Source organism: Streptomyces sp. CAU 1734 (assembly GCF_039888735.1).
In the GTDB taxonomy this organism is placed as follows: domain Bacteria; phylum Actinomycetota; class Actinomycetes; order Streptomycetales; family Streptomycetaceae; genus Streptomyces.
Genome location: NZ_JBDQQP010000021.1, coordinates 80,491 through 104,470 on the forward strand (window position 1 = coordinate 80,491; position 23,980 = coordinate 104,470).

At 72.0% G+C, this 23,980-nt stretch carries 23 protein-coding genes and 2 pseudogenes; 14 read left to right on the forward strand and 11 right to left on the reverse strand.

The window, feature by feature from the left end; translation table 11 throughout:
• Window positions 1-54 precede the first annotated feature (54 nt).
• Window positions 55-612, reverse strand: a complete 558-nt coding sequence (locus tag AAFN69_RS31145; protein WP_347732234.1) for an LmbU family transcriptional regulator — start codon at window positions 610-612, stop codon at window positions 55-57.
• A 444-nt stretch (window positions 613-1,056) separates the two neighbouring features.
• On the opposite strand from AAFN69_RS31145, the gene AAFN69_RS31150 reads away from it, so the two are divergent.
• Entirely contained in the window at window positions 1,057-1,278 is a 222-nt protein-coding gene (locus tag AAFN69_RS31150; RefSeq protein WP_347732235.1) for an MbtH family protein, read from the forward strand.
• A 162-nt stretch (window positions 1,279-1,440) separates the two neighbouring features.
• Here the strand turns inward: AAFN69_RS31150 and AAFN69_RS31155 are convergent, their stop codons facing one another.
• Window positions 1,441-1,902 (reverse strand): winged helix-turn-helix domain-containing protein, encoded by a 462-nt coding sequence (locus tag AAFN69_RS31155; protein ID WP_347732236.1) that lies wholly within the window; start codon window positions 1,900-1,902, stop codon window positions 1,441-1,443.
• Window positions 1,903-2,135: 233 nt separating this feature from the next.
• On the opposite strand from AAFN69_RS31155, the pseudogene AAFN69_RS31160 reads away from it, so the two are divergent.
• Together AAFN69_RS31160 and AAFN69_RS31165 are read left to right on the forward strand one after the other, a co-directional pair.
• Window positions 2,136-2,903, forward strand: a pseudogene (locus AAFN69_RS31160) (DUF6214 family protein); the annotation flags it as partial.
• Between the two features lie 426 nt (window positions 2,904-3,329).
• Window positions 3,330-3,539: pseudogene (locus tag AAFN69_RS31165) on the forward strand (DUF6214 family protein); the annotation flags it as partial.
• A 48-nt stretch (window positions 3,540-3,587) separates the two neighbouring features.
• Here the strand turns inward: AAFN69_RS31165 and AAFN69_RS31170 are convergent.
• Window positions 3,588-4,286 (reverse strand): DUF305 domain-containing protein, encoded by a 699-nt coding sequence (locus tag AAFN69_RS31170; RefSeq protein WP_347732237.1) that lies wholly within the window; start codon window positions 4,284-4,286, stop codon window positions 3,588-3,590.
• A gap of 184 nt (window positions 4,287-4,470) precedes the next feature.
• On the opposite strand from AAFN69_RS31170, the gene AAFN69_RS31175 reads away from it, so the two are divergent.
• Window positions 4,471-5,961 carry a hypothetical protein gene (locus AAFN69_RS31175; RefSeq protein WP_347732238.1) on the forward strand — a complete coding sequence of 497 codons (1,491 nt, stop codon included), beginning with the start codon at window positions 4,471-4,473 and terminating at the stop codon, window positions 5,959-5,961.
• Here the strand turns inward: AAFN69_RS31175 and AAFN69_RS31180 are convergent.
• The 4 genes from AAFN69_RS31180 to AAFN69_RS31195 form a co-directional block, all read right to left on the reverse strand.
• Entirely contained in the window at window positions 5,943-6,599 is a 657-nt protein-coding gene (locus AAFN69_RS31180; RefSeq protein ID WP_347732239.1) for a helix-turn-helix domain-containing protein, read from the reverse strand. The two genes, AAFN69_RS31175 and AAFN69_RS31180, sit on opposite strands and share 19 nt — an antisense overlap.
• Before the next feature lie 163 nt (window positions 6,600-6,762).
• Window positions 6,763-7,479 carry a phosphatase PAP2 family protein gene (locus tag AAFN69_RS31185; RefSeq protein WP_347732240.1) on the reverse strand — a complete coding sequence of 239 codons (717 nt, stop codon included), beginning with the start codon at window positions 7,477-7,479 and terminating at the stop codon, window positions 6,763-6,765.
• A gap of 271 nt (window positions 7,480-7,750) precedes the next feature.
• Window positions 7,751-8,689, reverse strand: a complete 939-nt coding sequence (locus tag AAFN69_RS31190; RefSeq protein ID WP_347732241.1) for a M56 family metallopeptidase — start codon at window positions 8,687-8,689, stop codon at window positions 7,751-7,753.
• A gap of 89 nt (window positions 8,690-8,778) precedes the next feature.
• The gene (locus AAFN69_RS31195) at window positions 8,779-9,327 is read right to left on the reverse strand and encodes a DUF5134 domain-containing protein (protein ID WP_347732242.1); all 549 of its coding nucleotides are present in this window, start codon (window positions 9,325-9,327) and stop codon (window positions 8,779-8,781) included.
• A gap of 291 nt (window positions 9,328-9,618) precedes the next feature.
• Here AAFN69_RS31195 and AAFN69_RS31200 point away from each other — a divergent pair, with 291 nt between their 5' ends.
• Window positions 9,619-10,176, forward strand: a complete 558-nt coding sequence (locus AAFN69_RS31200) for a GNAT family N-acetyltransferase (protein ID WP_347732284.1) — start codon at window positions 9,619-9,621, stop codon at window positions 10,174-10,176.
• 127 nt (window positions 10,177-10,303) lie between these two features.
• Here the strand turns inward: AAFN69_RS31200 and AAFN69_RS31205 are convergent, their stop codons facing one another.
• Window positions 10,304-10,954 (reverse strand): glycerophosphodiester phosphodiesterase family protein, encoded by a 651-nt coding sequence (locus tag AAFN69_RS31205; RefSeq protein WP_347732285.1) that lies wholly within the window; start codon window positions 10,952-10,954, stop codon window positions 10,304-10,306.
• Window positions 10,955-11,375: 421 nt separating this feature from the next.
• Here AAFN69_RS31205 and AAFN69_RS31210 point away from each other — a divergent pair, with 421 nt between their 5' ends.
• The 5 genes from AAFN69_RS31210 to AAFN69_RS31230 all read left to right on the forward strand — a co-directional run bounded on the left by AAFN69_RS31210 (window position 11,376) and on the right by AAFN69_RS31230 (window position 16,012).
• Entirely contained in the window at window positions 11,376-12,794 is a 1,419-nt protein-coding gene (locus AAFN69_RS31210) for a DUF6421 family protein (protein WP_347732243.1), read from the forward strand.
• 26 nt (window positions 12,795-12,820) lie between these two features.
• The gene (locus AAFN69_RS31215; RefSeq protein WP_347732286.1) at window positions 12,821-13,573 is read left to right on the forward strand and encodes an SDR family oxidoreductase; all 753 of its coding nucleotides are present in this window, start codon (window positions 12,821-12,823) and stop codon (window positions 13,571-13,573) included.
• Window positions 13,552-14,640, forward strand: a complete 1,089-nt coding sequence (locus AAFN69_RS31220; RefSeq protein WP_347732244.1) for a low specificity L-threonine aldolase — start codon at window positions 13,552-13,554, stop codon at window positions 14,638-14,640. The genes AAFN69_RS31215 and AAFN69_RS31220 overlap by 22 nt, the downstream gene beginning before the upstream one ends.
• Before the next feature lie 86 nt (window positions 14,641-14,726).
• A complete protein-coding gene (locus AAFN69_RS31225; RefSeq protein WP_347732245.1) occupies window positions 14,727-15,308 on the forward strand; it encodes a transglutaminase family protein in 582 nt (193 codons plus the stop codon).
• Between the two features lie 11 nt (window positions 15,309-15,319).
• Window positions 15,320-16,012: a phenylalanine--tRNA ligase beta subunit-related protein gene (locus AAFN69_RS31230; RefSeq protein ID WP_347732246.1), complete on the forward strand. Its 693-nt coding sequence runs from the start codon at window positions 15,320-15,322 to the stop codon at window positions 16,010-16,012.
• A gap of 49 nt (window positions 16,013-16,061) precedes the next feature.
• On the opposite strand, the gene AAFN69_RS31235 is transcribed toward AAFN69_RS31230, so the two are convergent.
• Entirely contained in the window at window positions 16,062-16,784 is a 723-nt protein-coding gene (locus tag AAFN69_RS31235) for a lysophospholipid acyltransferase family protein (RefSeq protein WP_347732247.1), read from the reverse strand.
• 455 nt (window positions 16,785-17,239) lie between these two features.
• Between AAFN69_RS31235 and AAFN69_RS31240 the strand changes: the two genes are divergently transcribed.
• The 3 genes from AAFN69_RS31240 (at window position 17,240) to AAFN69_RS31250 (ending at window position 20,619) form a co-directional block, all read left to right on the forward strand.
• The gene (locus AAFN69_RS31240) at window positions 17,240-18,022 is read left to right on the forward strand and encodes an electron transfer flavoprotein subunit beta/FixA family protein (RefSeq protein WP_347732248.1); all 783 of its coding nucleotides are present in this window, start codon (window positions 17,240-17,242) and stop codon (window positions 18,020-18,022) included.
• Between the two features lie 96 nt (window positions 18,023-18,118).
• Complete coding sequence (locus AAFN69_RS31245; RefSeq protein ID WP_347732249.1) at window positions 18,119-19,081, forward strand: electron transfer flavoprotein subunit alpha/FixB family protein; 963 nt, start codon at window positions 18,119-18,121, stop codon at window positions 19,079-19,081.
• A 272-nt stretch (window positions 19,082-19,353) separates the two neighbouring features.
• Window positions 19,354-20,619 (forward strand): aldolase, encoded by a 1,266-nt coding sequence (locus tag AAFN69_RS31250; protein WP_347732287.1) that lies wholly within the window; start codon window positions 19,354-19,356, stop codon window positions 20,617-20,619.
• A gap of 12 nt (window positions 20,620-20,631) precedes the next feature.
• Here the strand turns inward: AAFN69_RS31250 and AAFN69_RS31255 are convergent, their stop codons facing one another.
• Window positions 20,632-21,657: a helix-turn-helix domain-containing protein gene (locus AAFN69_RS31255; RefSeq protein WP_347732250.1), complete on the reverse strand. Its 1,026-nt coding sequence runs from the start codon at window positions 21,655-21,657 to the stop codon at window positions 20,632-20,634.
• Window positions 21,658-21,811: 154 nt separating this feature from the next.
• Between AAFN69_RS31255 and AAFN69_RS31260 the strand changes: the two genes are divergently transcribed.
• Window positions 21,812-22,759 carry a helix-turn-helix domain-containing protein gene (locus AAFN69_RS31260; protein WP_347732251.1) on the forward strand — a complete coding sequence of 316 codons (948 nt, stop codon included), beginning with the start codon at window positions 21,812-21,814 and terminating at the stop codon, window positions 22,757-22,759.
• A gap of 120 nt (window positions 22,760-22,879) precedes the next feature.
• Here the strand turns inward: AAFN69_RS31260 and AAFN69_RS31265 are convergent, their stop codons facing one another.
• Window positions 22,880-23,866, reverse strand: a complete 987-nt coding sequence (locus AAFN69_RS31265; RefSeq protein WP_347732288.1) for a LacI family DNA-binding transcriptional regulator — start codon at window positions 23,864-23,866, stop codon at window positions 22,880-22,882.
• Window positions 23,867-23,980: the final 114 nt, after the last annotated feature.

The following is a 23,980-nucleotide window of genomic DNA, read 5'->3' on the forward strand; positions in this document are numbered from 1 at the left end:
GACGGGAGCGGGTGCGCGGACGCCGCACCGCTCCGTCCGCCACCGGCGCCCGGCTCAGGAGTCGGGCGGTGACGCGGTACTGAGCTCCCGCTCGGCGGCGCGGTCGAGGGCTTCCAGCATCCAGTCGCCGAACTCCGCCCCCGACCGGTCCGCCGCCATGCGCCAGCGGACCATCCGGGACCCGGTGACCCTGATCCTCGGGATGGCCACGGCATCGGACGCCGCGGCGGCACCGCCCGAGCGCTCCTGCTGGACATGGGTGCGCAGCTGTCTGGTCGTCCACGCGTACCGCTCGGCGCGGTCGAGCCAGCTGTCCTGGATCTCCGGGGGCATGGCGGCGACCTCCGCGTGGTGCTGGAAGCTGAGCCGGGCACGCCGCCGTTCCAGCGGGAATTGCCGGGAGACCCAGGCGTAATTGCGGAGTGTCTGGTATCGGAGACCGGCCGTGCGGACGGCATGCCGATAGCGATCCGCGTAATTCCGCATCCCGAAAACGAGCCAGTCGCCGAGGCACCAGGAGGACGAGTCGAGCATGGCGGAGAGCCGCCGCCCGGTGTGCGCCCAGTCGTCGAAGTCCAATTCGGCCGGGATCCGGAGACCCACTCGGGTCATGAGCACCTGATGGCGTTCCGGGCGGTGATCGCGCCCCGGTCGCGGTCGCGGTACGGGAACTGCTCGATCGGCCATCCGCGGAGCGGGCGCGGATCCTCTGGTTCTGGTCATGCACCCTCCCGGATTCATGCGGCAATGCTTATCTGAAAATCCGGAAACCCCCTTAATCATCAGTGATTTGATGTCGCTCAACCATAACCCGGCAAGGATTGCCGGCGTGAGAGTACCGGGGATGTCCTGGCGTACGGATCGGTGGAATCCGGCCAGCCGGGATTCCCTCTCCCGGCGGTGCGGACCGGCCGCCCGGCCGGGCCCGTCCGCCGTCAGCCGCCCGTCCCCCTTACCCCCCGGACCCCGGCCCCCGTACGCTCTCAGCGTTCGCGGCCGGGCGGGAGCAGTCCTCGCCGCGGAGCCGTGAGACCCGACGACACAGAGGAGCCGGACATGACGGTCAACCCCTTCGACGACGAGAACGGCAGCTTCCTCGTCCTGGTGAACGAGGAGGAGCAGTACTCCCTCTGGCCCGACTTCGCCGAGGTGCCCGAGGGCTGGAAAGCCGTTCACGGTCCCGCCGGCCGCGCCGAGTGCCTGGAGTACGTGGAGGAGCACTGGACCGACATGCGCCCGGCCGGACTGCGCGCGGCCATGGCCGCCGACCAGGCATAGGGCCTCTCCGGGAGCCCGCACGCCGCGCGGCGCCTCCCGCCGCGCGAGGCCGGCGGGGGCGGACCGCCCCCGCCGGCCTCGCCCTGCCCGTGCGCGCCGGCCCAGGTCGTTTCTTTCGGATCAGGCTGGATCAGGGACCCAGCAAGATCCGAAAGAGACGGCCTAAGCTGCCCGCTCCCCGGCCGCGGGCTCCAGCACATAGCCGCGGCCCCAGGCCGTCCTGATGGACAGCCCCATGCCGGCCAGCCGCCGCCGCAGCCGCATGATGTGCAGATCGAGGGAGTTCCGGGTCGGGTGCGGGGCCCGCCCCGCGAGCCGCTGCTCCAGCTCGTTCCGGTAGACGACCTCACCGAAGCGGGCCACGAACAATTCCATCAACTCGGTCTGGGCGGTGGAGACCGTCACCGAGCGCGCGTCGAAATGGAGTGTCCCCGTGGAATCCAGTACGGGTGTTCTCCGGCCGTACACTCGATTGCGCAGCGCCGACACCCGCGCCTGGAGATCGGTGCGGGAAACCGGAGTGCGCACCCAGTCCTCCCGCGGATCGGTGCACACAGGTGCCTGCGCCGATCCCTCGACGATCAGCAGACAGGCGACTCCCTCCTTTTCGCAGTGGCTGCGCAATGCGGCCTGAGCCGGCCATCGTACAAACTTGACGTCACTTTTCGAGTTCGAGAACATCGCGAGTCCCCCCAACGCCGTCACAGGCTTGTTCCGGGCTTGCTTCCGATACCCGAAGAATTCCCGGATCCGCTGATCCGAAAAGGCTATCCGCTCATCCGGAGCCGGACAAGAACGTAAGGTCCGATGAGCCCACCGGAGCGGACTCCCGGGAGAATGGGCGGACTTCCCGTCGAATGCGCCCGGTGTCCTGTCGACAGGACACCGGCGGTGCGCGCGGAGCGGTCCGCCGGGGTCGGGGCATTCGCGCCGTACGGGCCGGTCACGGCGGAATCGTGCGGTGTGAGCCGGGCCCGCCGGTACGGCTCCGGCTCCCGCGGCTCCCCGGTGGTGAACTCGGCCCGTTCCGGCCGCCGGCGGTCGTTCCGCGCGGCACCGGCGCGGTGCCCCGTCGCGCGACGGCGCACGGGATTCCGGTGTCCCGGGGCCGGGCCGAGGCGGGCGGACCTGCGGCGGACGAGCCGGGGAGATGCGTCCGGCAGGGTGCCTCGGCGGGGTGGGGCGTGCGTGCCGCCGCACATATTCATGACTTGACTGGTTACGTGTTAAATGTGGAAGAAAAGACGTTTCCCGATGACCGTGGTCAGGCCAATGGCCCCGCCAAGGACCAGGGATGCGACCCTGCCGGGGCGCGGTCCGGTCCTGCCGGGCCGCTGCCGTACCCCCTGGCCTGGGAGCTCCAGGGGCAGGGTTCCGTCACCACCGGCCGCCAGGGTGAGAAGGCGCCCGGACAGCCGACTTCCGCGCCCTGGTTCGATGTCCGGCTGACCTTCGCCGACGGTGCGCGCGTCGATGTCCTCGCCGTGCTCGACGGGGGACGGCCGGCGATCGAGGATCTGCGCGCCGATCCGCCGCTGCCGCTCGCCGCCCTCGGGCTCCTCGCCGGACGGATCGGGAATCCACTGGCGGAAGTCTGCCGCGGCGCCGGCGGAGCCCCGGGGGAACACCCCGCGCCGGATCCGCGCGCGCCGGACGCACCCGCGCCGCACACCGCCGGTCCCGCCCCCGCCGTACGCGACGCCTCCGCGGACGCCGGTCCCGTACCCCTCGCGGCCGTCGCCGGCCAGTCACCCTCGGCCGGACAGAGCGCGCCGGCACGGAGTGAACCCGCGGTCGCCGGCCCCGTACCCGGTGCGCTGCCGGCCGGTCCGCCCGCGGGCGTACGGGACGGAGACGGGCGGGACGGGGGCGTACAGGACGCGGACGTACGGGACGTGGACGGATCGGCCGGGGGCGGCGAGACCGTTTCCCGGACCCCGCCGGGCCACACCGCCGGCCCGGACACGACGGCCGGCCCGGACGCCCCGGACACGACGGACGCCCCGGACGCGACGGCCGCGGTGGGCCACCGCCGTACGCGCGGAACCCCGCCGCGCGGCCGAACCGGCCGGCGGATCGCCGCGGATGCCTATCGCGCCGCCCAGCGGGAGGGCGCCGATCCGGTGCTGGCCGTGATGAGTGTGACCGGGCGCAGCCGCCGCAGGGCGCTGCGGCTGATCGCCGGTGCGCGGGACGACGGCTATCTCGCCCCGCGTCATCACCGCCGCCGGCGGCTCATCGCACCGCCGGGCGGCGGCTGAACCGCCCCGTGGGGACGTCCGTTCCCGGGCGCCCCCGACGGGTGAACATCACATGTCGCGCATCCGGTTGATCTCGGATGTCTGTGTCGCCGCCACGTCGTTGGCCATCTCCTCGACCCTGACGTTGTTGCCGTTGGTCAGCACCTCGGCGGCCATGGTGACCGCCCCCTGGTGGTGGGTGATCATCAGCTCCAGGAAGAGCTTGTCGAACGCCGCTCCCTTCGCCGCGCTCAACTTCTTGAGCTGGGCGGGGGTCGCCATCCCCGGCATCGATCCGCCGGCGTGGTCGCCGTGGTCCCCGTGGCCGCCGTCGCCCTGGGTCTTCTTGAGCTTGTCCTCGACGGCCTTGTTGATTTTCAGCCAGCCTTCCATGGCCTCGATCTCCGGCTGCTGGGACGCCGTGATCCGCTCGGCCATCCTCTTGACCTTGTCCGACTTGGACCGCTTCGGCACCAGTTCGGTCATCACCAGTGCCTGCGCGTGGTGCTCGATCATCATATGAGCGTAGGAAAAATCAGCCGCGTTGGGCGAATCGTCCGGCAGTGCCTTCTTCGCCTCCTCGGCGGTGAGCATCTTCGCCGGCTCTCCCGGCTTGCCCGGCGCCACCACCGAAGCGGCTCCGGCCTCCTTGGCCTTGGCATCCGAGCCCGAATCCGACTCGCAGGCGCCCAGGGTGAGCATGGCGACGGTGACCGCGACGGCGAGGGCCGACGTGGGGACACGGCTGGTCCGGCGGCGGTTCAACACGGTGACCTCCTGTGACGCTTGGTGTGTGCAATGACTGTTTGGTGACCGTCCTAGCATGTTTCAGACAGTTGTTGATCAGAAAGTTTCATTACGTCTTTGTAGCCATCTATTGAAATGACCATGCTACGGACCATACTGCCCTCGTCCGTGACCGTTCGAATGAACGGCTACTAGGGAGGACGCAGTGACCCTCTTGCACACCACCGGCGTGCGGCGCAGACGTATGGGCGTGGCCGCGGCCGCGGCCGGCCTTCTCGCCACTCTGCTGACCGCAGCCCCCGCGGCCGCCACCCCCGACCCCGGGGACAAGACCTCCAAGAAGGAGGCCAGTTCCAGCCAGGAGAGGACTGCCCGCTCCGCGATCCAGAGCGGTGAAATACCCGGCATTGACGAGATCGTCAAGTCCGACAACATCGAACACCTCGTCAATGTGCCCAAGGGTGCCCTGAAGAACTACAACACGGACATCTCCTTCCAGGGGAAGTACGCGTTCGCGGGCAACTACGACGGCTTCACGATCTTCGACATCAGCAACCCGGCGAGCCCGAAGACGGTCTCCGAAGTCCTCTGTCCCGGTGGGCAGAACGACATCTCGGTCTCCGGTGACCTGCTCTTCCTCTCGACCGACTCCTCCCGCAGCGACAACTCGTGCAACAGCCGGTCGCAGTCCGCCACGATCAAGAGTTCGTGGGAGGGCATCAAGGTCTTCGACATCAGCGACAAGCGGGCGCCGAAGTACGTCGCGGCGATCGAGACCGCCTGTGGCTCGCACACCAACACGATCATTCCCGAGCGTCTCAACATCTACGTGTACGTCTCGTCGTACTTCCCGAGCGCGTCGTTCCCGGACTGCAAGCCTCCGCACGACGGCATCTCGGTCATCAAGGTGCCGCGGAAGCACCCCGAGAAGGCCAGGGTCGTGGACTTCCCGATCCTCTTCCCGGACGGCGGCAACCCGGGTGCGCCCACCAACCCGGGCGTGACGGCGACCTCCGGCTGCCACGACATCACGGTGCTTCCCACGAAGGACCTGGCCGCCGGTGCCTGCATGGGTGACGGTGTCCTGTTCGACATCAGCCAGCCCGCACGGCCGAAGGTCATCGACCGCGTCCAGGACAACGAGAACTTCGCGTTCTGGCACTCGGCCACCTTCAACCAGGCCGCCAACAAGATCGTCTTCACCGACGAGCTCGGCGGCGGCGGCGCGGCCACCTGCAACGAGCAGATCGGCCCGAAGCGCGGTGCCAACGGCATCTTCGACATCACCGGCAAGCGGGACAACCGCAAGATGGTGTTCCGCAGCTACTTCAAGATCGACCGTCACCAGGCCCCGCAGGAGGTCTGCGTGGCGCACAACGGCTCGATCATCCCGGTGAAGGGCAAGGACCTCATGGTCCAGGCGTGGTACCAGGGCGGCATCTCGGTCTGGGACTTCACCAACTCGGCGCAGCCGAAGGAGATCGGCTACTTCGAGCGCGGCCCGCTCACCCTCGGTCAGGTCACCACGGGTGGTCCGTGGTCGTCCTACTACTACAACGGCCACGTCTACTCGAATGACATCGAGAAGGGCCTCGACGTTCTGAAGATCAACGACGAGCGCACCGACCCCGCGGCCGATGTGGTGCTGGACGAGCTCAACGCGCAGACCCAGCCGGATTACTTCGGCGAGCACTGATCCATCGTCCGACAACTGATCTGACGCGTTCCGCCGGGTGGTTCACCGCCCGGCGGAACGCCCAGTTCCCAGCCGAGTCCGTACCGCTGGAACAACTCCGCACGGAGCCGGGCCGGCTGCATCGGCGCCCCCGGCAGCACGATCGCGAAGACCGCGCCCATCAACAGGGCCCGCAGCAGGGGATAGTCCGTGTCCACCTGCTCCGATCCACAGCGCTCCACGGCACCGCGCAGCAGGGACGCCAGCCGCTGCTGCTCCGGACACTGCACGAACCCCTCCGCCTGGAGCACCACGGACATGTGCGTCCGCATCAGTACGGGCTGGTCCACGGCGAGTCCGAGTACGGCGTCGATCGCCCGCGCCAGCAGCTCCCGCCCGTCCTCCGTACACGGCTCCCGGTTCAGCGCCGCCTCCAGGGTGAGGTGCATCAGCCGGTGCACGGCCGACTGGAGCAACTGCCGCTTCCCCGGGAAGTAGTACGAGACCAGTCCGCGTGCGGAACCCGCCCGGTCGGCGATGTCGGCCAGGGTGGTCGCCTCGTAACCGCGCTCGCCGACCAGCTCCACGGCGGCCTGGAGAAGCCGCTCCCGTGATCGCCGGCGCAGTTCTTCATTGACCGATTGGCTCCGCGGGGACATGCTTGACTCCTGCGTTGACTGGCTCTCGGCCAATATACTCAGCGCGTCCCGTCGCACAGCCTTCAGGTGCTGCTCGGCGGGGGTACGTCCCGGACCGGGCGACGCGGGGGATCGCCCGGCCCGGACCGTACCGCCGGCACCGCCCGGCCGGACCGGCTGTGTCTCACGCCGGGGCGGCGCCATCGGACCGGCGCCGGCGCCGGGCCCTCAGCACGCGGTGATAAACGGCGATCGAGGCCATCACCCAGCAGCTCCCCATCAGCCAGCCCGCGAGAACATCCGTGGGCCAGTGCACCCCGAGGTAGAGCCGGGTCACTCCCACCCCGGCGACGGAGATCACCGCTGCGGCCACACTCCACCGCCACCACCGCCCGGTGACACCGTGGAGGCGGAGCAGCCAGAGCAGCAGCGCACAGGTGACGGTGGCCTGAAGCGCATGCCCGGACGGGAAGGCCGCGAAGTGCGCCGAGTCGACCGGATCGGTCCACTGCGGGCGCTCCCGGCCGACCGACCACTTCACGAGCTGCTGGAGCGCGCTGCTCGTCGCGCTCACCGCCGCGACCCACACCGCGAGCAGCCGCTCCCCTCGCCACCACAGCACCACACACGCCGCGGCGATCAGGGCACGCATGGTCCAGGGGTCCCACAGCCAGTCGGTCAGGATCCGGTTGACCCGCACCGCGCCGGGCGAGTCCACCGCCGACCGGTGCAGCCAGTCGGCCACCTCCCGGTCGAAGGAGATCAGCGGTGACCAGGAGACGGCGACCAGGAGCAGCAGCACGGCCGAGGGCACGGCGAGGATCAGGCTCGTACGGGCCGCCCGGCCGGGCTCGGCCGGGTGTGCGGGCGGTGCGGGGGAGGTCGCGCGGGGGGAAGACATGCAGCAGATCTTCCCCGTAAGCGCCGGAGCAGTGCTCCCCGCCCCGAGGGAAAGTCCGGCTCGCCCCGGAGTGTGCCCGCCGGGACGCCCGCCCGGGAGGAGGGCAGGGGCGCCGGCACGCGGCCGGAAGGCTTCCGTACCGGGGAAAGCCCGCTTCCGCCGCGGGGACAGTCCGGCTTCCGCTTCCGCTTCGGCGGACGGCCCGGCTTCCGGATCAGCGCCCCCGGCGCCCCCGTGCCCCTGCTCTCCGGCCCCTGCCCCCCCAGGACCCTCAGGTCAGCGCCCGCAGCGCCGGTACGAAGGCCACCAGCAGCGGGACCACCGGCACCAGCGCGGCGGCGGCCGTCAGCCGGAGCCGGCGGGCCGGGGTGAGCCGGGGCGCCGCCGCCAGCAGCCGGTTGACCCGCTGCGGGAGCTGCGCGTCCGGAGTGGTTCCCGGGCCGAACACCCCCCGGTCCTCGTTCAGTTCCACCAGCGCGAGCGCGGTCGTCATCCGCCCGAACCGCTTCGAGGCGACATCGTCGGCGGCCAGCTCGACCAGCCGGTGCATCTCGTCCCGGAACGCGGCGAAGACCGGAATCTGCGGAAAGCCGTTGGCCAGCGCGGACGAGCAGTGCAGCAGCCAGTCGTGCCGGGCCCGGGCGTGGCCCTGTTCATGCGCCAGCACGGCATCGAGCCGGCCGCCCTTCAGCCGCCGCAGCGCCCCGGTGGTGATCACGAGCTGCGGGGTCGAGCCCGCCAGCCACCAGGCGTCGGGACGCTCGCCCTCCAGTACCACCAGCCGCTCCCCGCTGCCGGGCTCCTCGCCCGGCAGCAGCGGCGCGCGCTCCAGCAGCTCCGCCCGCCGGCTCCGCCGCCGGGCCCGGGCGCCCCGCACCTCCCGGGTCAGCATGGCGGCGGTCCACAGCCCGCCGAAGGCGAGCACCGTGGCGAGCACAGCGGGCCACGGGCTCTCCGTGCCGAGGGAGTACGCGTCGACCACCGCGCGCGGCGCGGGGGCGAACACCCGGCCCCGCACCAGCTGCCAGGCCGCCGCCGCGCTGAAGACCATGGAGAGCGCGAAGGAGAGCAGGACCGCCGCCACCACGCACTGCCACACCCAGAGCGCCACGATGGGCTCGCGCTCCGGCCATTTCGCCCGGGACACCAGTCGCGGGGCCAGGACGGCGGCCAGGGCGCCGAGCGCCAGCAGCACGAGGGAGACCAACATGTGATCAGCCTATGAGGGCGGGGCCCGCCGGGGGTATGTCCGAGGGTGCCAAGTGACGCACGCCACGGTTTCCCCGCCTCCGCCGCGGTTCACAGGGCCACCAGCATCGCCATCATCCCCGTCCCCATGGCGAGTCGGCAGGCCGGGACCAGTCCGGTGTCCGCCGCCCCGCCGGGTGCGGTCCGGGCCGCCGGTCCGGCCGGAGCCGCCACCAGCCCGACACCCCCGCGCAGCAGATACACCGCGTAGTAGGCGATCAGCGCCCCGGTGACCAGCGGCACCCCGCCGGCGGTCCGCGCGCCGTGACCGCCCCCCGACGCCATCGCCAGCGCCATGTAGACCATGGCGAGCGAGCCGATGAGATGGTGCAGATGGTGGCCGGCTCCGTGCCGGGCGGAGCGCAGGGCCCGGAGCGCCAGACCGCCGAAGACCGCCGCGTACACCGGCCAGGCTTGGTCCGCGAGCCCCGGGAGACCGGCGGGCACCGCCATCACGGCCATCCCGAGCCCCATCACGGCCTCGCCGCCGGCGGCCCGGCGCGCCCCGCCCGAACAGCCGCGCATCCGCGCCAGACAGTAGACGCCGGCCGTCCCGGCCAGTGCGACGAGCAGCCAGCCGGACACCGCGGGTCCATGCACGGCACTCTCCCCCCGGACGGAGCCGTCTCCGTCCTCTGCCCCCGGCCGGTGCCGCCGATCGGGACGGCGCCCTCTGGTGCGATGCCCGCCCGGAGCCGCCCGCACGCGGGCGCACAGGGCGCAGAGGGGGTACGGGAGCGTGCGCGACGCACTCCCGCACGCCGTACGCGGCCCCGTACGCGCCCCCTCGGCCGATGGCTGCCCCGTACACCCACTGCCGTCCGCCCGCGTACTCTCGTGCCTCTGGCATATCTGTCAGCCGTTGAGGACTCTGTGATGGGAGAGCCGCACATGGACACCGTCCTGCCCGCGGACCGGGCCGAACTCACCTTCCGCGACGCCGTCGAGGAGGACGTTCCCGTACTGCTCGATCTGATCCACTCCGCCTACCGGGGCGACCCCGCCCTCGGCGGCTGGACCACCGAGGCGGCGCTCATCGGCGGCGGACGCATCGACGCGGAGGGTGTGCGCGAGGCGATGAACACCCCCGGCAGCCGTCTGCTGGCCGTGGTGCGCGACGGTGCCGTCATCGCCTGCTGCCGGCTCGAACACCGCGGTGACACGGCCTTCTTCGGTACGTTCGCGGTCCGTCCGGCGCTTCAGGCCGCCGGGGTGGGCCGCCGGGTGCTCGCCGAGGCGGAGCGCGTCGCGGCCGGTGAGTGGGGGGCGAGGGCCGTGCACATGACGGTGATCTCGGTGCGCGCGGAGCTGATCGCCTGGTACGAACGCCGCGGCTACCGCCGTACCGGGGAGCTGAGCCCCTTTCCGTACGGAGCGGCGAGCGTGGGCATTCCGCACCGCGACGACCTGACCTTCGAACTGCTGGTGAAGGACCTTCCCGCGGCCTGAACCGGCGCCGAAACCGTCTTGTGTGCCCGCGCCCGTCCTGACGCCCGAACCCGCCCCGCGGCCCGCGCCCGCCCCGGCGCGGGCCCGCCGGCGGAGGCCCGGGCTCCCGGGGCCAGGGCTCCCGGGATCAGGCGGTGAACCGGCCGGTCCGCCTGATCTCCGGGAAGTCGGTCGTCGCGCCGTCCAGTTCGAGCGCGCGCACCAGCCGCAGCTGTTCCTGGGTGTTCACCACCCAGCCGATGACCCCGATCCCCTCGCCGTGCGCGCGCTCCACGGTCTCCAGGGTGAGCCTGCGGATGTTCAGCGCCAGCGTCCCCGCCCGCACCGCCTTCGCCCGGTCCACGATGTCCGCGCTCCACCGGCTCGCGATGAGCACCGTCCGCACCCCCGGCACCAGGGAACGGATCTCCGCCACCGCCTCGTCGTGGAACGACGACACCGTGACCCGGCCGACCAGATCGCGGTCGAGCATCACCCGGGCGAGCGCCCGGGCCGCCGCCACATCCTTGATCTCCGCCTGGAGCGGGCTCCGGACCGCTTCCAGCACCTCCTCGAACACCGGCACCCGCTCGCCGCCGCCCGCGTCCAGCTCGCGCAGCTCGGAGAGGGTCTTCTCGGCGATGGGACCCCTGCCGTCCGTGGTGCGGTCCACCTCGGCGTCGTGCATGACGACGAGCGCGCCGTCCTTGCTCAGATGCAGATCGAGTTCGATCGCGTCCATGCCGGAGCGCTCGGCCCGGACGAAGGAGCGCAGGGTGTTCTCCGGCTCGACGCCCATGACCCCGCGATGACCGATGGTGAGGAAAGTCAAGATTCTCTCGCTTCCGTCGACTGCGGCTCCCGCACGGTTGCGGGCCGGTGAGCCCCGTACGGCAAGGACGGAGCCTAGTGGCCCGGCCCGGGCCGGTAACCGGTCGCGCATGCGCCATCCACCGTGTCATTCCGGCCTCCCGGGCGTCCGGTCCGCCGCTCGCCTCACCCTTCCGTGGGCGCGTTCCGCGCACGTTGACAAGGCGGACCCGGGGCGGTGACACGAGCCGCCCGGTGCGGGAACAGAGTGTGCGCCCAGCCGTTCAGACCGTAAACCTTCCTGCGATCACGGGGGTGGCGCAGGATAATTTCCTTGGACCCCTCTTGTCCGAAAGAAGACTGTATGGATACGGTGTCTTGACGCGAGGTTCTCCCGTGAAGGAAGTGACATGACGGAAATTCTTGTGCAGGACGCAGAAGTGGCGCCCATATCCGACGCCGACCGGGTGGTGGATCACCCCGCCTGGGCGCGGCTCAAGAATGCCGTCGGCGAGATCCGTCCCTGGCAGTCCAAGGACGGCTCCATCGACTTCGACGCCCCCGGGGCGCCCGCCCGCGCCGCCGCCGAGGCGGCCGTCGGCAAGGTGATCGAGGCGGTGGAGGAGCTGGCCCCGCTGCTGCCGCACGACGCCGCGTACCACCGCGCCCTCGTCGCGGATCTCCGCAAGTGGGCCGACAGCGCCTTCGCCGTCCCCGACTTCCTGGACTCGCTGCTCGCCTTCCAGCCCGCCGCCGCCCGCACCGATGGCCGCCGGCACCTCGTCGTCTTCCCCATGTACACGCAGAACGGCAACCCGGACCGCAATCTGGAAGCCGTCGTCCTGCGCATGGTCTGGCCCGACTGGCTGGCGGAGCTGGAGCGCACCCGCTACGACAACCCGCTCTTCCTCGGGATCACCTTCGAGGACTTCACCGAGGGCTACGACACCAACTCGGCCGTCCTCTTCCCCGAGACCATCGCCGTCCGCGAGGCCCCCGAGCGCTTCACCTGGGGCGGGATCTTCTGTGACCGCGAGGCCGCCCGCTTCCGCGCCGTCACCACCGCCGCCGTCGGTGTCCTCGGTCTCGACCTCCCCCAGGACATCCAGGAGATGGTCGACGACCAGCAGCGGTGCGAGGAGGCGTTCGTGCTGTGGGACATGGTCCACGACCGCACCCACAGCCACGGCGATCTGCCCTTCGACCCCTTCATGATCAAGCAGCGCCAGCCGTTCTGGATGTACGGCCTGGAGGAGCTGCGCTGCGACCTCACCGCCTTCAAGGAGGCGGTCCGGCTCGACGCCGACGGGGTCGCCCAGGGCCGCGACGTGCAGTACGCGATCCTCTTCGACCGGATGTTCCGCTTCCCGGTCACCGGTGAGCGGGTGCGCAACTACGACGGCCTCGGCGGCCAGCTGCTCTTCGCCTACCTCCACAAGCACGATGTGCTGCGCTGGACCGACAACACCCTCAAGATCGACTGGGAGCGGGCGCCGCAGGTCACCAACCAGCTCTGCGCCGAGATCGAGAAGCTCTACCGCGACGGCATCGACCGCCCCAAGCTGGTCCACTGGTTCGCCGCGTACGAGCTGGTCTCCGCCTACCTCGCCCCGCACCCCGGCTCCCGCTGGGCCAAGGGTCCCGACGCCCTGGACCTGAGCCTGCCGCCCCGTAAACTGGTTGACGACGTGCTTCCGGACGAGTTTCCGCTCAGCATGTTCTATGAGGCGCTCTCCAAGAAGCTGAAGAATGTGATCGCCTCCACCAAGGGGATCACCGCGGAGGGCTCCCGCCCGGCCGCCGGCGCCGTGTCCGGAGCGGCCGCGTGAGCGTATCCACCGAGGAGGCGACGACCATGAACACATCGGGCGGTCAGCTGGAGGGCGCCGTCATCGCCGTCGCCGGCGCCGCGGGCCCGGCCGGGCGGGCGACGCTGCTGCGTCTCGCCGAGGCCGGCGCGACCGTGGTCGGAGCCGACGCCGATCCGGCCCGCCTCGCCGAGGCGGTCGACGCGGCGCGGTACGCCCACGGCGGCGCCACCGTCACCGGTGACACCGTCGACCTGCTGGATCTCGCCGCCACCCGGGAGTGGGCGGACAAGACCGAGAAGGAATTCGGCCGTATCGACGGCCTGGTCCATCTCGTGGGCGGCTGGCGCGGCAGCTCCTCCTTCGCCGAGACCGACCTCGCCGACTGGGACATCCTGGAGCGGCTGCTGATCCGCACTGTCCAGCACACCTCCCTCGCCTTCCACGACGGACTGCTGCGCAGCGACCGCGGACGGTATCTGCTGATCAGCGCGGCGGGCGCGAGCAAGCCCACCGCGGGCAACGCCGCCTACGCGGCCTCCAAGGCCGCCGCCGAGGCATGGACCCTCGCCCTGGCCGACGCCTTCCGCAAGGCCGGGGGAGAGGCGGGCCCGAAGGCCGCCGCCGCCGTCCTGGTCGTCAAGGCCCTGGTGCACGACGCCATGCGCGCCGAGCGCCCGAACGCCAAATTCGCGGGCTTCACGGACGTCAAGGAGCTGGCCGAGGCCATCGCCGGGGTCTGGGACCGTACCGCGGCGGATACGAATGGACAGCGCCTGTGGCTGACGCCCCAACCGTGAAATCCCTCCGTACCGACGCACGGCGCCATCACGACCCCGGGGTGCGCGGCTTCGCCAGCGACAATTACGCGGGCGCGCACCCCGAGGTGATGGCCGCGCTCGCCCTGGCCAACGGCGGCCACCAGGTCGCCTATGGCGAGGACGACTACACCGACCATCTCCAGCGGGTCATGCACAGCCACTTCGGCCCCACCGCCGAGGCGTTCCCCGTCTTCAACGGCACCGGCGCCAATGTCACCGCCCTCCAGGCCCTCACCGACCGCTGGGGCGCGGTGATCTGCGCCGAGTCCGCGCACATCAACGTGGACGAGGGAGGCGCGCCCGAGCGGATGGGCGGGCTGAAGCTGCTGACCGTGCCCACCCCGGACGGCAAGCTCACCCCCGAGCTCATCGACCGGCAGGCGTGGGGCTTCGACGACGAGCACCGGGCGATGCCGCAGGTCGTGTCGATCACCCAGAACACCGAGCTGGGCACGGTCTACACGCCCGCCGAGGTCCGGGCGATCGTCGAGCATGCCCACGGACACGGCATGAAGGTCCATCTCGACGGGGCGCGCATATCGAACGCCGCCGCGTCGCTGGACGTCCCGATGCGGACCTTCACCAACGCCGCCGGCGTCGATGTGATCACCTTCGGCGGCACCAAGAACGGCATGCTCTTCGGCGAGGCCGTCGTCGTCCTCAATCCGGACGCCGTCAGCCATATGAAGCATCTGCGGAAGCTGTCGATGCAGCTCGCCTCCAAGATGCGGTTCGTCTCGGTACAGCTCGAGGCCCTGCTGGCGCGCGATCTCTGGCTCCGCAACGCCCGGCACGCCAATTCCATGGCGCGGCGGCTGGCCGACGGGGTGCGCCAGGTCGACGGCGTGGAGATCCTTTACCCGGTCCAGGCCAACGCGGTCTTCGCCCGGCTCCCCCGGGAGGTGAGCCTGCGGCTGCAGCAGCGCTTCCGCTTCTACTTCTGGGACGAGACGGCCGGCGATGTCCGCTGGATGTGCTCTTTCGACACCACCGAGGACGACGTCGACTCCTTCGTCCAGGCCCTGAAGGAAGAGATGGCGGCCTGACGCCGGAAGAACGACGCAATGCATAAACATACGGCCGACCGGAAAAAGATGGACTCCGGTCGGCCGTCTGCCTACACTCGTCGAGCATGATCACCATGCAGCAGGAAGCCGATGATTCGGCCTATCTGGCGGACTGTGACGTCATCGACCATCACCATCCGCTGGTCCGCGAGACCGCGGCCGAGCTCCGCGCCTCCTCCGGGGGCGACGCATACGCATACGCGGAGGCGGCCTTCGGGTACGTCCGCGACACCATTCCGCACTCCCATGACTCCGGCGACCCGCGTGTCACCTGGCGCGCCTCCGACGTCCTGCGGCTGCGCACCGGCATCTGCTTCGCCAAGGCGCACGCCCTGACGGCGCTGCTCCGCGCCGAGGCCGTCCCGGCGGCCCTCTGCTATCAGAAGCTGGAGGTCGTCCACGGTCTGGTCGCGGTACGGCTGCCCGGGCGCGCGGAGTGGGCGCGGCAGGACCCGCGCGGCAACAAGCCCGGTGTGGACGCCCGGTTCTCCCTCGACGGGGAGCGGCTGGCCTTCCCCGTGGACCGGGAGGCGGGCGAAATGGACTACCCCGTACTGTACGCGGCGCCGCACCCCCGGATCCTGGCGGTGCTGCGGTCCTCCGCCGACCGCGAGGCCCTGTGGGCCCGGCTCCCCACCGAACTGTGAGGTATCCCGGAATGGCACCGGAAACGACCGTGTCCGGAGAGGTCCTGGCCATCGCGCCGGGCTTCCGTCATCTCGTCGTCGAGGCGCGGGAGGTGACCAACGGGCCCGCCGGCGAGGCCGGTTCGGCGCTGCTGGACGACGCGGTCCGCCGGCTCCGGCGGCGGCTGGACGGCCGGGCGCCGCACGAGGATCCGCACATGACCGCCTGGCGGGCGGTGTACACCGCCTTCGGCGCGAAGCCCTCCCGTACCCGCAACTCGGCGGAGGCGCTGGCCAGAAGGGCGCTGACCGGCGGCGGGCTGCCCCGGGTCAACGCCCTGGTGGACGCCTACAACGCACTGAGCGTGGCCCGTCTGATCCCGGTGGGAGGCGAGGACGGCGACCGGATCACCGGCGGCATGCGGCTGATCCGCGCCGGCGGCGCGGAGCCGTTCGCCACGGTCGCGGCGGGGGAGGCGGTGGTGGAGCACCCGGAGCCGGGCGAGGTCGTCTGGTGCGACGGGGAGGGGGTCACCTGCCGCCGCTGGAACTGGCGCCAGGGTTCGCGCACCGGCCTCACCGGGGAGACGGCGAACGCGGTCTTCCTGCTGGAGGCGCTGCCGCCGATGGACGACGGCGAGCTGATGGCGGCCGGCGCCGAACTCGCCGAGTCGCTGGAGAAGCTGAGCCCCGGGGCGCGGATCACCGTCCACCCGCCGCGCTGACGGGCGCGCCGCCGGGCCCGTCGCTCCGGCGGCCGGTGCCGCGGGCGGTTCAGCGGATCTCGCGGACCTCCGCCGCGGTCGGGGCCGTACCGCCGAGATGCGCGGGCACCCACCAGGTGTCCGACGCGTCCTTCGGGCGTACGGGGTAGGACCGCTGGGCGTCCTCCAGCAGCTCCTGCACCCGCTCGCGCAGCCGCCGGGTGATGGCTCCCGCGTACTGGTCGGCCGGTGCCTCGATCGGCTCGCCCACCCGGATGGTGACCGGAATGTGACTGCGCTTGAAATTGCGCGGACGCCCCTTGGTCCACAGCCGCTGGGTGCCCCACAGCGCCACCGGGATCAGCGGCACCCCGGCCTCCTGCGCCAGCCGGGCGGCGCCGGACTTGAACGACTTGAGGGTGAACGACTGCGAGATGGTGGCCTCGGGGAAGACCCCGATGATCTCGCCCGCGCGCAGTGCGGTGAGCGCGTGGCGGTAGGCGGCCTCGCCCTGCTCGCGGTCGACGGGAATGTGCTTCATTCCGCGCATCAGCGGCCCGGAGACCTTGTGCCGGAAGACCGAGTCCTTCGCCATGAAGCGGACCAGACGCTTCTGGGGGAGGGCCGCGAGGCCGGTGAAGATGAAGTCCAGATAGCCGATGTGGTTGCTCACCAGCACGGCCCCACCCGAGCGCGGAATGTTCTCCGACCCCTGAGTGTCGATCTTCAGGTCCAGCGCCTTGAAAAGCGTGAGAGCGGCGCCGACGACCGGCCGATAGACGAACTCTGCCATCTGGGGAGGACCCTTCTGTCGTGCCCGGGGAGGGTTCGCCCGGTGTAAGTTACGCAGCCGTAGGTTTTCGGCACTGGGGCAGATCGTGCCCCATGTGCGGCGCGCTGACCAGTCCTGGCGGCTGCGGCGGGCGAGATTCTCGTCACGTCATGTGTTTCCGGCCATTCCCGACCCTTGCGGCGACATGAGTGTATGTGCCACGCATTTCATCGGCGGGGTGTCGCCGGCGGCTTCCGGGGTATGCGCGCGACCCCGTCCGCGCCCGCCATCCACTGATTACACAGCGTTGGCAACGTCACAGTTCCAAGCGCTTGTTCAGGGGGTAGGTTATGAGACGTACTCGTGAGTAATATTTCGTTCGGAGCGCGGGTCGCCCCGACCGGAAAGCCCGCCTTCAGGCGCCTATGCTGCCTGGAGAGGCAGCTCGGAAATGACGATGCAGTAGGAGAGCCGGCGTGAGCTTGAGGATCGTTGTCTGTGTGAAGTACGTGCCCGACGCCACCGGCGACCGGGACTTCGCCGAGGACCTGACCGTCGACCGCGATGTCGACGGCCTGCTGTCGGAACTCGACGACTACGCGGTCGAGCAGGCGCTGCAGATCGCGGAGGCGGCCGACGACGCCGAGGTCACCGTGGTGACCATCGGCCCCGAGGACGCCCGGGAGGCCGTGGCCAAGGGCCTGCGGATGGGCGCCGACAAGGGCGTTCACATCGAGGACGACGATCTGCACGGCACCGACGTCATGGGCACCTCGCTGGTGCTCGCCAAGGCCATCGAGAAGATCGGCTACGACCTGGTCGTCTGCGGTATGGCCTCCACCGACGGCGCGATGGGCGTACTGCCCGCGATCCTCGCCGAGCGGCTGGGCGTCCCGCAGGTCACCCTGCTCTCCGAGGTGTCCGTCGAGGACGGTGCCGTCACCGGCCGCCGCGACGGCGACACCGCGTCCGAGCAGCTCCGGGCCGAACTGCCCGCGCTGGTCTCCGTCACCGACCAGTCCGGCGAGGCCCGTTACCCCTCCTTCAAGGGCATCATGGCGGCGAAGAAGAAGCCGGTCGCCTCCTGGGACCTGGAGGAGCTGGACATCGACGGCGACGACGTCGGTCTCGAAGGGGCCTGGACCGCGGTCGACTCCGCGACCGCCCGTCCGCCGCGCACCGCGGGCACCGTCGTCAAGGACGAGGGCGAGGGGGGCAAGCAGCTCGCCGCCTTCCTCGCGGAGCGCAAGTTCGTGTGACCTGCCGTCACCCGCACCGCTCCGCGATCCGGAAGCCCGGCTGAGCCCGGACGCCACCCCACCCCAGACACCTCGCATTCGCAGGAGAGCAATCCCATGGCTGAAGTTCTCGTCTATGTCGACCACGTGGACGGCGCGGTCCGCAAGCCCACCCTGGAACTGCTGACCCTCGCCCGCCGCCTCGGCGACCCCGTCGCCGTCGCCCTGGGCCCCGGCGCCGAGGCCACCGCCCCCGCGCTCGCCGAGCACGGCGCGGTCAGGGTCCTCACCGCCGACGCCCCCGAGTTCACCGACTACCTCGTCGTGCCCCGGGTGGACGCGCTCCAGGCGGCGTACGACGCGGTCTCCCCGGCCGCCGTGCTCGTACCCTCCTCCGCCGACGGCAAGGAGATCGCCGCCCGTCTCGCGGTCCGCATCGGCTCCGGCATCATCACCGACGCCATCGACCTGGAGGCCGACGGCAAGGGCCCGGTCGCCACCCAGTCGGTGTTCGCCGCCGCGTACACCACCAAGTCCCGGATCACCCGGGGCACCCCGGTCATCACCGTCAAGCCCAACGCCGCCCCGGTCGAGCCCGCCCCGGCCGCCGGCACCGTCGAGGCCCTGGCCGTGACCTTCTCCGCCGCCGCCACCGGCACCAAGGTCGTCTCCCGCACCCCGCGGGCGTCCACCGGCCGTCCCGAGCTCACCGAGGCCGCGATCGTCGTCTCCGGCGGCCGGGGCGTCAACGGCGCGGAGAACTTCGCCGTCATCGAGGCCCTCGCCGACTCCCTCGGCGCGGCCGTCGGCGCCTCCCGCGCCGCCGTGGACGCCGGCTGGTACCCGCACGCCAACCAGGTCGGCCAGACCGGCAAGTCGGTCTCGCCGCAGCTCTACATCGCCTCCGGCATCTCCGGCGCGATCCAGCACCGCGCGGGCATGCAGACCTCGAAGACCATCGTGGCCGTCAACAAGGACGCCGAGGCCCCGATCTTCGACCTGGTCGACTACGGAGTCGTCGGCGACCTCTTCACGGTCGTCCCGCAGCTCACCGAGGAGATCAACGCCCGCAAGGGCTGACATCCGCCGCCGTCCCCGCCGAGGGACACCGGACCGGGGCCGTACGGTGACCACCACCGTACGGCCCCGGTCCGTTCCCGCGGCCCGCCGCGTCCCCGCCGGGCGGAGAGCGCCGGCGCGGGCGTCCGCGGGAAGCCTTGACGGAAGGCCCGGACAGAAGGTCGTCTGTCCCCGGGAGAATTCGGCGGCGAGCGGAGGAGCACCGCGTGACGGAACAGCGCAGAGAACCGGCCGCACCCGGATACGGAGAGCCCGGCGCCCGGCCGGGGACCGTGACCACCAGCATCCCCGCCCCGGTCCGCGAACGGATCGCCGCCGATCTCGCACCGGTCGACGCCGAACTCGCCCGCCGCTACCCCGGCCCTCCCCCCGGCCGCCGCCCCGTCCACACCGTCTACGTCCCCGGCGACACCCTCACCGCCGGCACCGTCCGCTCCTGGGGCGACCTGGCGCTCGCCGCCCTCGACGAACACGCCCCCGACGCGCGCTCCCTCGCCGCCGTCCTCGGACTCCCCGGGGCACTCGCCGAACCCGTCCACACCCGGGTACGGGCCAAACTCCGCGAGGAACCGGTGGAGGACCTCCGGATCGACTTCGAGGACGGCTACGGCATCCGCGCCGACGCCGAGGAGGACGCCCACGCGGCCCGCGCCGCCCGGCTCCTCCTCGCCGCACGGCGCGACGGCACCGCCGCACCCTGGACGGGGATCCGGATGAAATGCATGGAGGCCGCGGTGCGCGACCGGGGCATCCGCACCCTCGACATCTTCCTCACCGCACTGACCGCGGGCGGCCGGCTGCCCGGCGGCCTCCGCCTCACCCTCCCCAAGGTCAGCCACACCGGGCAGGTCGCCGCCTTCGCCCGGCTCCTCGAAGCCTTCGAGCGCACCCACGGCCTGACACCCGGCGGGATCGGCTTCGAGATCCAGATAGAGACCAGCCAGGCCGTCCTCGGCGCCGACGGCACCGCCACGGTCGCCCGGATGATCGACGCGGCCGGGGGCCGCGCCACCGGACTCCACTACGGCACCTTCGACTACAGCGCCTCCCTCGGCATCTCCGCCGCCCACCAGGCGAGCGACCACCCCGCCGCCGATCACGCCAAGGCCGTGATGCAGGTCGCCGCGGCGGGCACCGGCGCCGTCGTCTCGGACGGCTCCACCAATGTGCTGCCCATCGGCCCCGCCGAACAGGTCCACGAAGCCTGGCGGCTGCACTACCGCCTCACCCGCCGCGCACTCGCCCGCGGCTACTACCAGGGCTGGGACATGCACCCGGGACACCTGCCCACCCGGTACGCCGCCGTCTTCGCCTTCCACCGGGAGAACCTCGGCCCGGCCGCCGCCCGCCTCGCCGCGTACGCCGGTCGCCGGGGCGGCGCGGTGCTGGACGAACCGGCCACGGCGAAGGCGCTCGGCGGCCAGCTGCTGCGCGGAATCGACTGCGGGGCCCTGGACACCGCCGAGGTCACCGCGCTGACCGGCCTGGACCGCGCCGGCCTCGAAGCCTTCGCCCTCTCCGGAGCCGCGGCCCGCTGACCGGTCCGGGCCTCAGCCGCCGGTGCCGTCCTCCGCCCGGGCCAGTGTGGCCACCAGCGAGCGGAAGGCCGCCCGGTAGACGCTCGGCGTGGTCCCGGTGAACCGCTGGAACTGATGGCGGAGATTGGCGGGAGTCCCGAACCCCGCCAGGGTCACGATCCGCTCCACCGGCTCGTCACCCCGCTCCAGCAGCCGCTGGGCCAGCCGCACCCGGGCGCGGAGCACGTACTGGAGCGGGGTGAGCCCGGTCTCGGCGCGGAAACGGCGGGTGAGGCTGCGGACCCCGGTCCCCGCGTGGTCGGCGATCTCCTGAAGCGTCAGCGGATGGTCCAAGTGCGCCTCCACCCAGCGGATCGTCGGTTCCAGTCCGCCGGCGGACCGGCCGGCGGACCGGCCGGCGGACCGGCCGGCGGACCGGCCGGCGGCGCGGGCCGGACCGGCGTCCGGCGGCGCGGCGGGGTCGTGGAGCTGGAGGAAGACCTGCCGCTCCGTCTCGATGGCGACCTGATCACCGTGATCCGCGGTGATCAGGCGCAGACAGAGGTCGACTCCGCCGAGGACACCGGCCGCGCTGTGAAACAGCCCGTCGGACACCACCGCGCCATCGGGATCGACCTCGACGCGGGGGTACCGGGCGGCCAGTTCCTCCGTGTGCCGGCGGCTGGTGGCCGCGCGCCGGCCGTCGAGGAGTCCGGTGGCGGCGAGGGTGAAGGTGCCGGTGCCGATCGCGCCGATCCGGCAGCCCCGGGCGGCCGCCGCCCGGAGTGCGGCCGTGACCTCGGCCGGCGGCTCCGCGCGGAAGCCGTCATGGCCCGGAACCAGCACGGTGCCGGCGTCCGCCAGCCCCTCCGGGCCCCGGGAAGCATCGATCCGGAACGGCCCGGGGGAGCCGGTCATCCGGAAGCCGGGGCCGGCGCAGATCCGCACCTCGTAGCCGACCCGCGGATGGTGGCGCGCCGCCGCGCCGAAGACCAGCCCGGGGGTGGTGAGCTGATGCCCCGGCACCCCGTCGAGAACGAGAACCGCGATCACTGACATAACGGAAATCTAGCCGAGGGTGGCGACCGGCCCCGGCGCACGGCATCCGTGCCCGTCCCCGCCCGCCCCCGCCCGCTTCCGTCCTGTTTCCGTCCCCCGGTACGCGCCCGGGCGGCGCGGCGGTGCCGGGGTCCGGCTCGGTTACCTTCGGTATATGTCAGTGATCGCCGTCCTCGCGCTCGACGGGGTCCCGGCCCATCAGCTCACCACCCCCGGGCTGGTCTTCGGCCGGGCCGCCCGCGACCACCCGCACATCGACTACGAGGTGCGGATCTGCGCCGGCCCCGGACTCACCGCCACCGCCGGGCCGGCCCCGCTCCGGATCGGCGCCCCCTGGGGCCCGGAGGGCACCCGCGACGCGGACACCGTTCTCGTGACCGGCCATGACGGCTTCCGCGCGGAGCCGCCGGCCGAGGTCACCGCCGCACTCCGGGCGGCGGCCGCCCGGGGCTGCCGGATCGGCGCGATCGGCACCGGCACCTTCACCCTCGCCGCCACCGGACTCCTCGACGGCCGCCGGGCCACCACCGGCTGGCGGCACATCGAGGAACTGGCCGCGCTGCACCCGCGCGTCACGGTCGACCCGCTCGGCACGGTCGTGGCCGACGGGCCGTACCTCACCTCGGCCGGGATCTTCGGCGGTATGGACGTCTGCCTCCGGCTGCTCGCCCTGGACCACGGCGAGCAGCGGGCCGGCGAGACCTCCAGGGAGCTCATCACCCCGCTGGAGGCCGACGCGGACCGGGTCCGGCGGACCATCGACCGCGAGCTCGCGCGCAGTTCGGGACTCGAACCGGTGCTGCGCTGGATGGAGGACAGGCTCCATCTCCCGCTGACCCGGGCGGACATCGCCGACCGCGCCGGCATCAGCGTCAGCAGCCTCGACCGGCGCTTCCGGGACCGGACCGGGGTCAGCCCGAGCCGCTATCTCCTCAACGCGCGCCTGGAGCGGGCGCGGCGGCTCCTGACGGAGACCGACGAGCCGGTGGAACTGATCGCGGGGCGGACGGGCTTCCCCTCGGCGGCGAGCCTGCGGCACCACTTCACCGGGCTGACCGGGATGACGCCCCGGGCCTACCGCACGGCACACCGCACCGGCTGAGGCCCCGCCGCCCGCCCGCCCGGACGGTCCCGGATCCGCGCGGACGGTCCCGGATCCGCGCGCTCGGCGGCGTCACCTCCGCGCGCACGGCCGGCGCGGACCTCCGCGCGTACGGCGGCCTCAGCGTTCCGCGTACGGCGGGATCTCGCCCGAGCCCCGGGGGATCAGCCGGGTCCCCAGGGTGACCCGCGAGGGCTCCCCGGGTACGCCGTCCAGGCGCCGGAAGAGCTGCTCCGCCGCCGTCCGGCCGAGCGCCGCGGCGTCCTGGGCGATCACCGTGACACCGAGGAGATCGGCGAGCTCGATGTCGTCGAAGCCGACCAGCGCGACCGGGCGGGGCTGCTCCGCGATGACCCGCACCGCCGTCACCGTCACCCGGTTGTTCCCCGCGAAGAGCGCCGTGACCGGTTCCGGGCCGGCCAGCATGCCGAGTGCCGCCGAGCGGACCCGAGCCGGTGCCGTCGAGCCGGGCGACACCCACTTCTCGGCCACGGCCAGCCCGGCCTCGTCCATCGCCGCCCGGTAGCCGCGCAGCCGCTCCACGGCCGTGTGGATGCGCGGCTGGTCGCCGATGAAACCGATTCTGCGGTGTCCGTGCGCGATGAGGTGGGCCACCCCGGCCCGCGCCCCGCCGAAGCTGTCGGAGAGCACGGTGTCCGCCTCGATCAGCCCGGCCGGGCGGTCCACGAAGACCGTCGCCACCCCGGCCTTGATCTCCGGTTCCAGATAGCGGTGGTCGTGCCCGGCCGGGATGACTATCAGCCCGTCCACCCGGCGGGCGCAGAGCGCCAGCGCCAACTCCTGCTCCCGGTCCGGGTCCTCGGCGCTCGAACCGTTGATGAGCAGAGCGCCATGGGCGCGCGCCACCTCCTCCACCGCACGGCTCAGCGGGCCGTAGAAGGGGTCCGCGAGATCCTCCAGCACCAGGCCGACGGAGGCCGTCCGGCCCTTGCGCAGCACCCGCGCGCTGTCATTGCGGCGGAACCCCAGGGACTCGATGGCCTCCTGCACCCGGCGCTCGGTGTCGGGGGTGACCCCGGGCTCGCTGTTGACCACCCGGGAGACGGTCTTGAGACCGACCCCGGCACGCGCCGCCACATCCTTCATCGTCGGCCGGTTGCCGTAGCGCGGCTCGGGGCCTCGCGGCCGGCCGGGCAGGCGGTGGGAGCGGTCGGATTCGGCCACGGTGTGCAGTCCCGTCGTCGTACGGTGTGTGCGAAT

Excerpts from the sequence above, each read along its gene's own strand:
- AAFN69_RS31235 (WP_347732247.1), bottom strand. The coding sequence starts at position 16,784 with ATGGCAGAGTTCGTCTATCGGCCGGTCGTCGGCGCCGCTCTCACGCTT.
- AAFN69_RS31260 (WP_347732251.1), top strand. The coding sequence starts at position 21,812 with ATGTCAGTGATCGCCGTCCTCGCGCTCGACGGGGTCCCGGCCCATCAG.
- AAFN69_RS31210 (WP_347732243.1), top strand. The coding sequence starts at position 11,376 with ATGACGGAAATTCTTGTGCAGGACGCAGAAGTGGCGCCCATATCCGAC.
- AAFN69_RS31145 (WP_347732234.1), bottom strand. The coding sequence starts at position 612 with ATGACCCGAGTGGGTCTCCGGATCCCGGCCGAATTGGACTTCGACGAC.
- AAFN69_RS31200 (WP_347732284.1), top strand. The coding sequence starts at position 9,619 with ATGGACACCGTCCTGCCCGCGGACCGGGCCGAACTCACCTTCCGCGAC.
- AAFN69_RS31255 (WP_347732250.1), bottom strand. The coding sequence starts at position 21,657 with ATGTCAGTGATCGCGGTTCTCGTTCTCGACGGGGTGCCGGGGCATCAG.
- AAFN69_RS31180 (WP_347732239.1), bottom strand. The coding sequence starts at position 6,599 with ATGTCCCCGCGGAGCCAATCGGTCAATGAAGAACTGCGCCGGCGATCA.
- AAFN69_RS31245 (WP_347732249.1), top strand. The coding sequence starts at position 18,119 with ATGGCTGAAGTTCTCGTCTATGTCGACCACGTGGACGGCGCGGTCCGC.
- AAFN69_RS31185 (WP_347732240.1), bottom strand. The coding sequence starts at position 7,479 with ATGTCTTCCCCCCGCGCGACCTCCCCCGCACCGCCCGCACACCCGGCC.
- AAFN69_RS31215 (WP_347732286.1), top strand. The coding sequence starts at position 12,821 with ATGAACACATCGGGCGGTCAGCTGGAGGGCGCCGTCATCGCCGTCGCC.
- AAFN69_RS31205 (WP_347732285.1), bottom strand. The coding sequence starts at position 10,954 with ATGGGCGTCGAGCCGGAGAACACCCTGCGCTCCTTCGTCCGGGCCGAG.
- AAFN69_RS31150 (WP_347732235.1), top strand. The coding sequence starts at position 1,057 with ATGACGGTCAACCCCTTCGACGACGAGAACGGCAGCTTCCTCGTCCTG.
- AAFN69_RS31190 (WP_347732241.1), bottom strand. The coding sequence starts at position 8,689 with ATGTTGGTCTCCCTCGTGCTGCTGGCGCTCGGCGCCCTGGCCGCCGTC.
- AAFN69_RS31230 (WP_347732246.1), top strand. The coding sequence starts at position 15,320 with ATGGCACCGGAAACGACCGTGTCCGGAGAGGTCCTGGCCATCGCGCCG.
- AAFN69_RS31225 (WP_347732245.1), top strand. The coding sequence starts at position 14,727 with ATGATCACCATGCAGCAGGAAGCCGATGATTCGGCCTATCTGGCGGAC.
- AAFN69_RS31265 (WP_347732288.1), bottom strand. The coding sequence starts at position 23,866 with ATGAAGGATGTGGCGGCGCGTGCCGGGGTCGGTCTCAAGACCGTCTCC.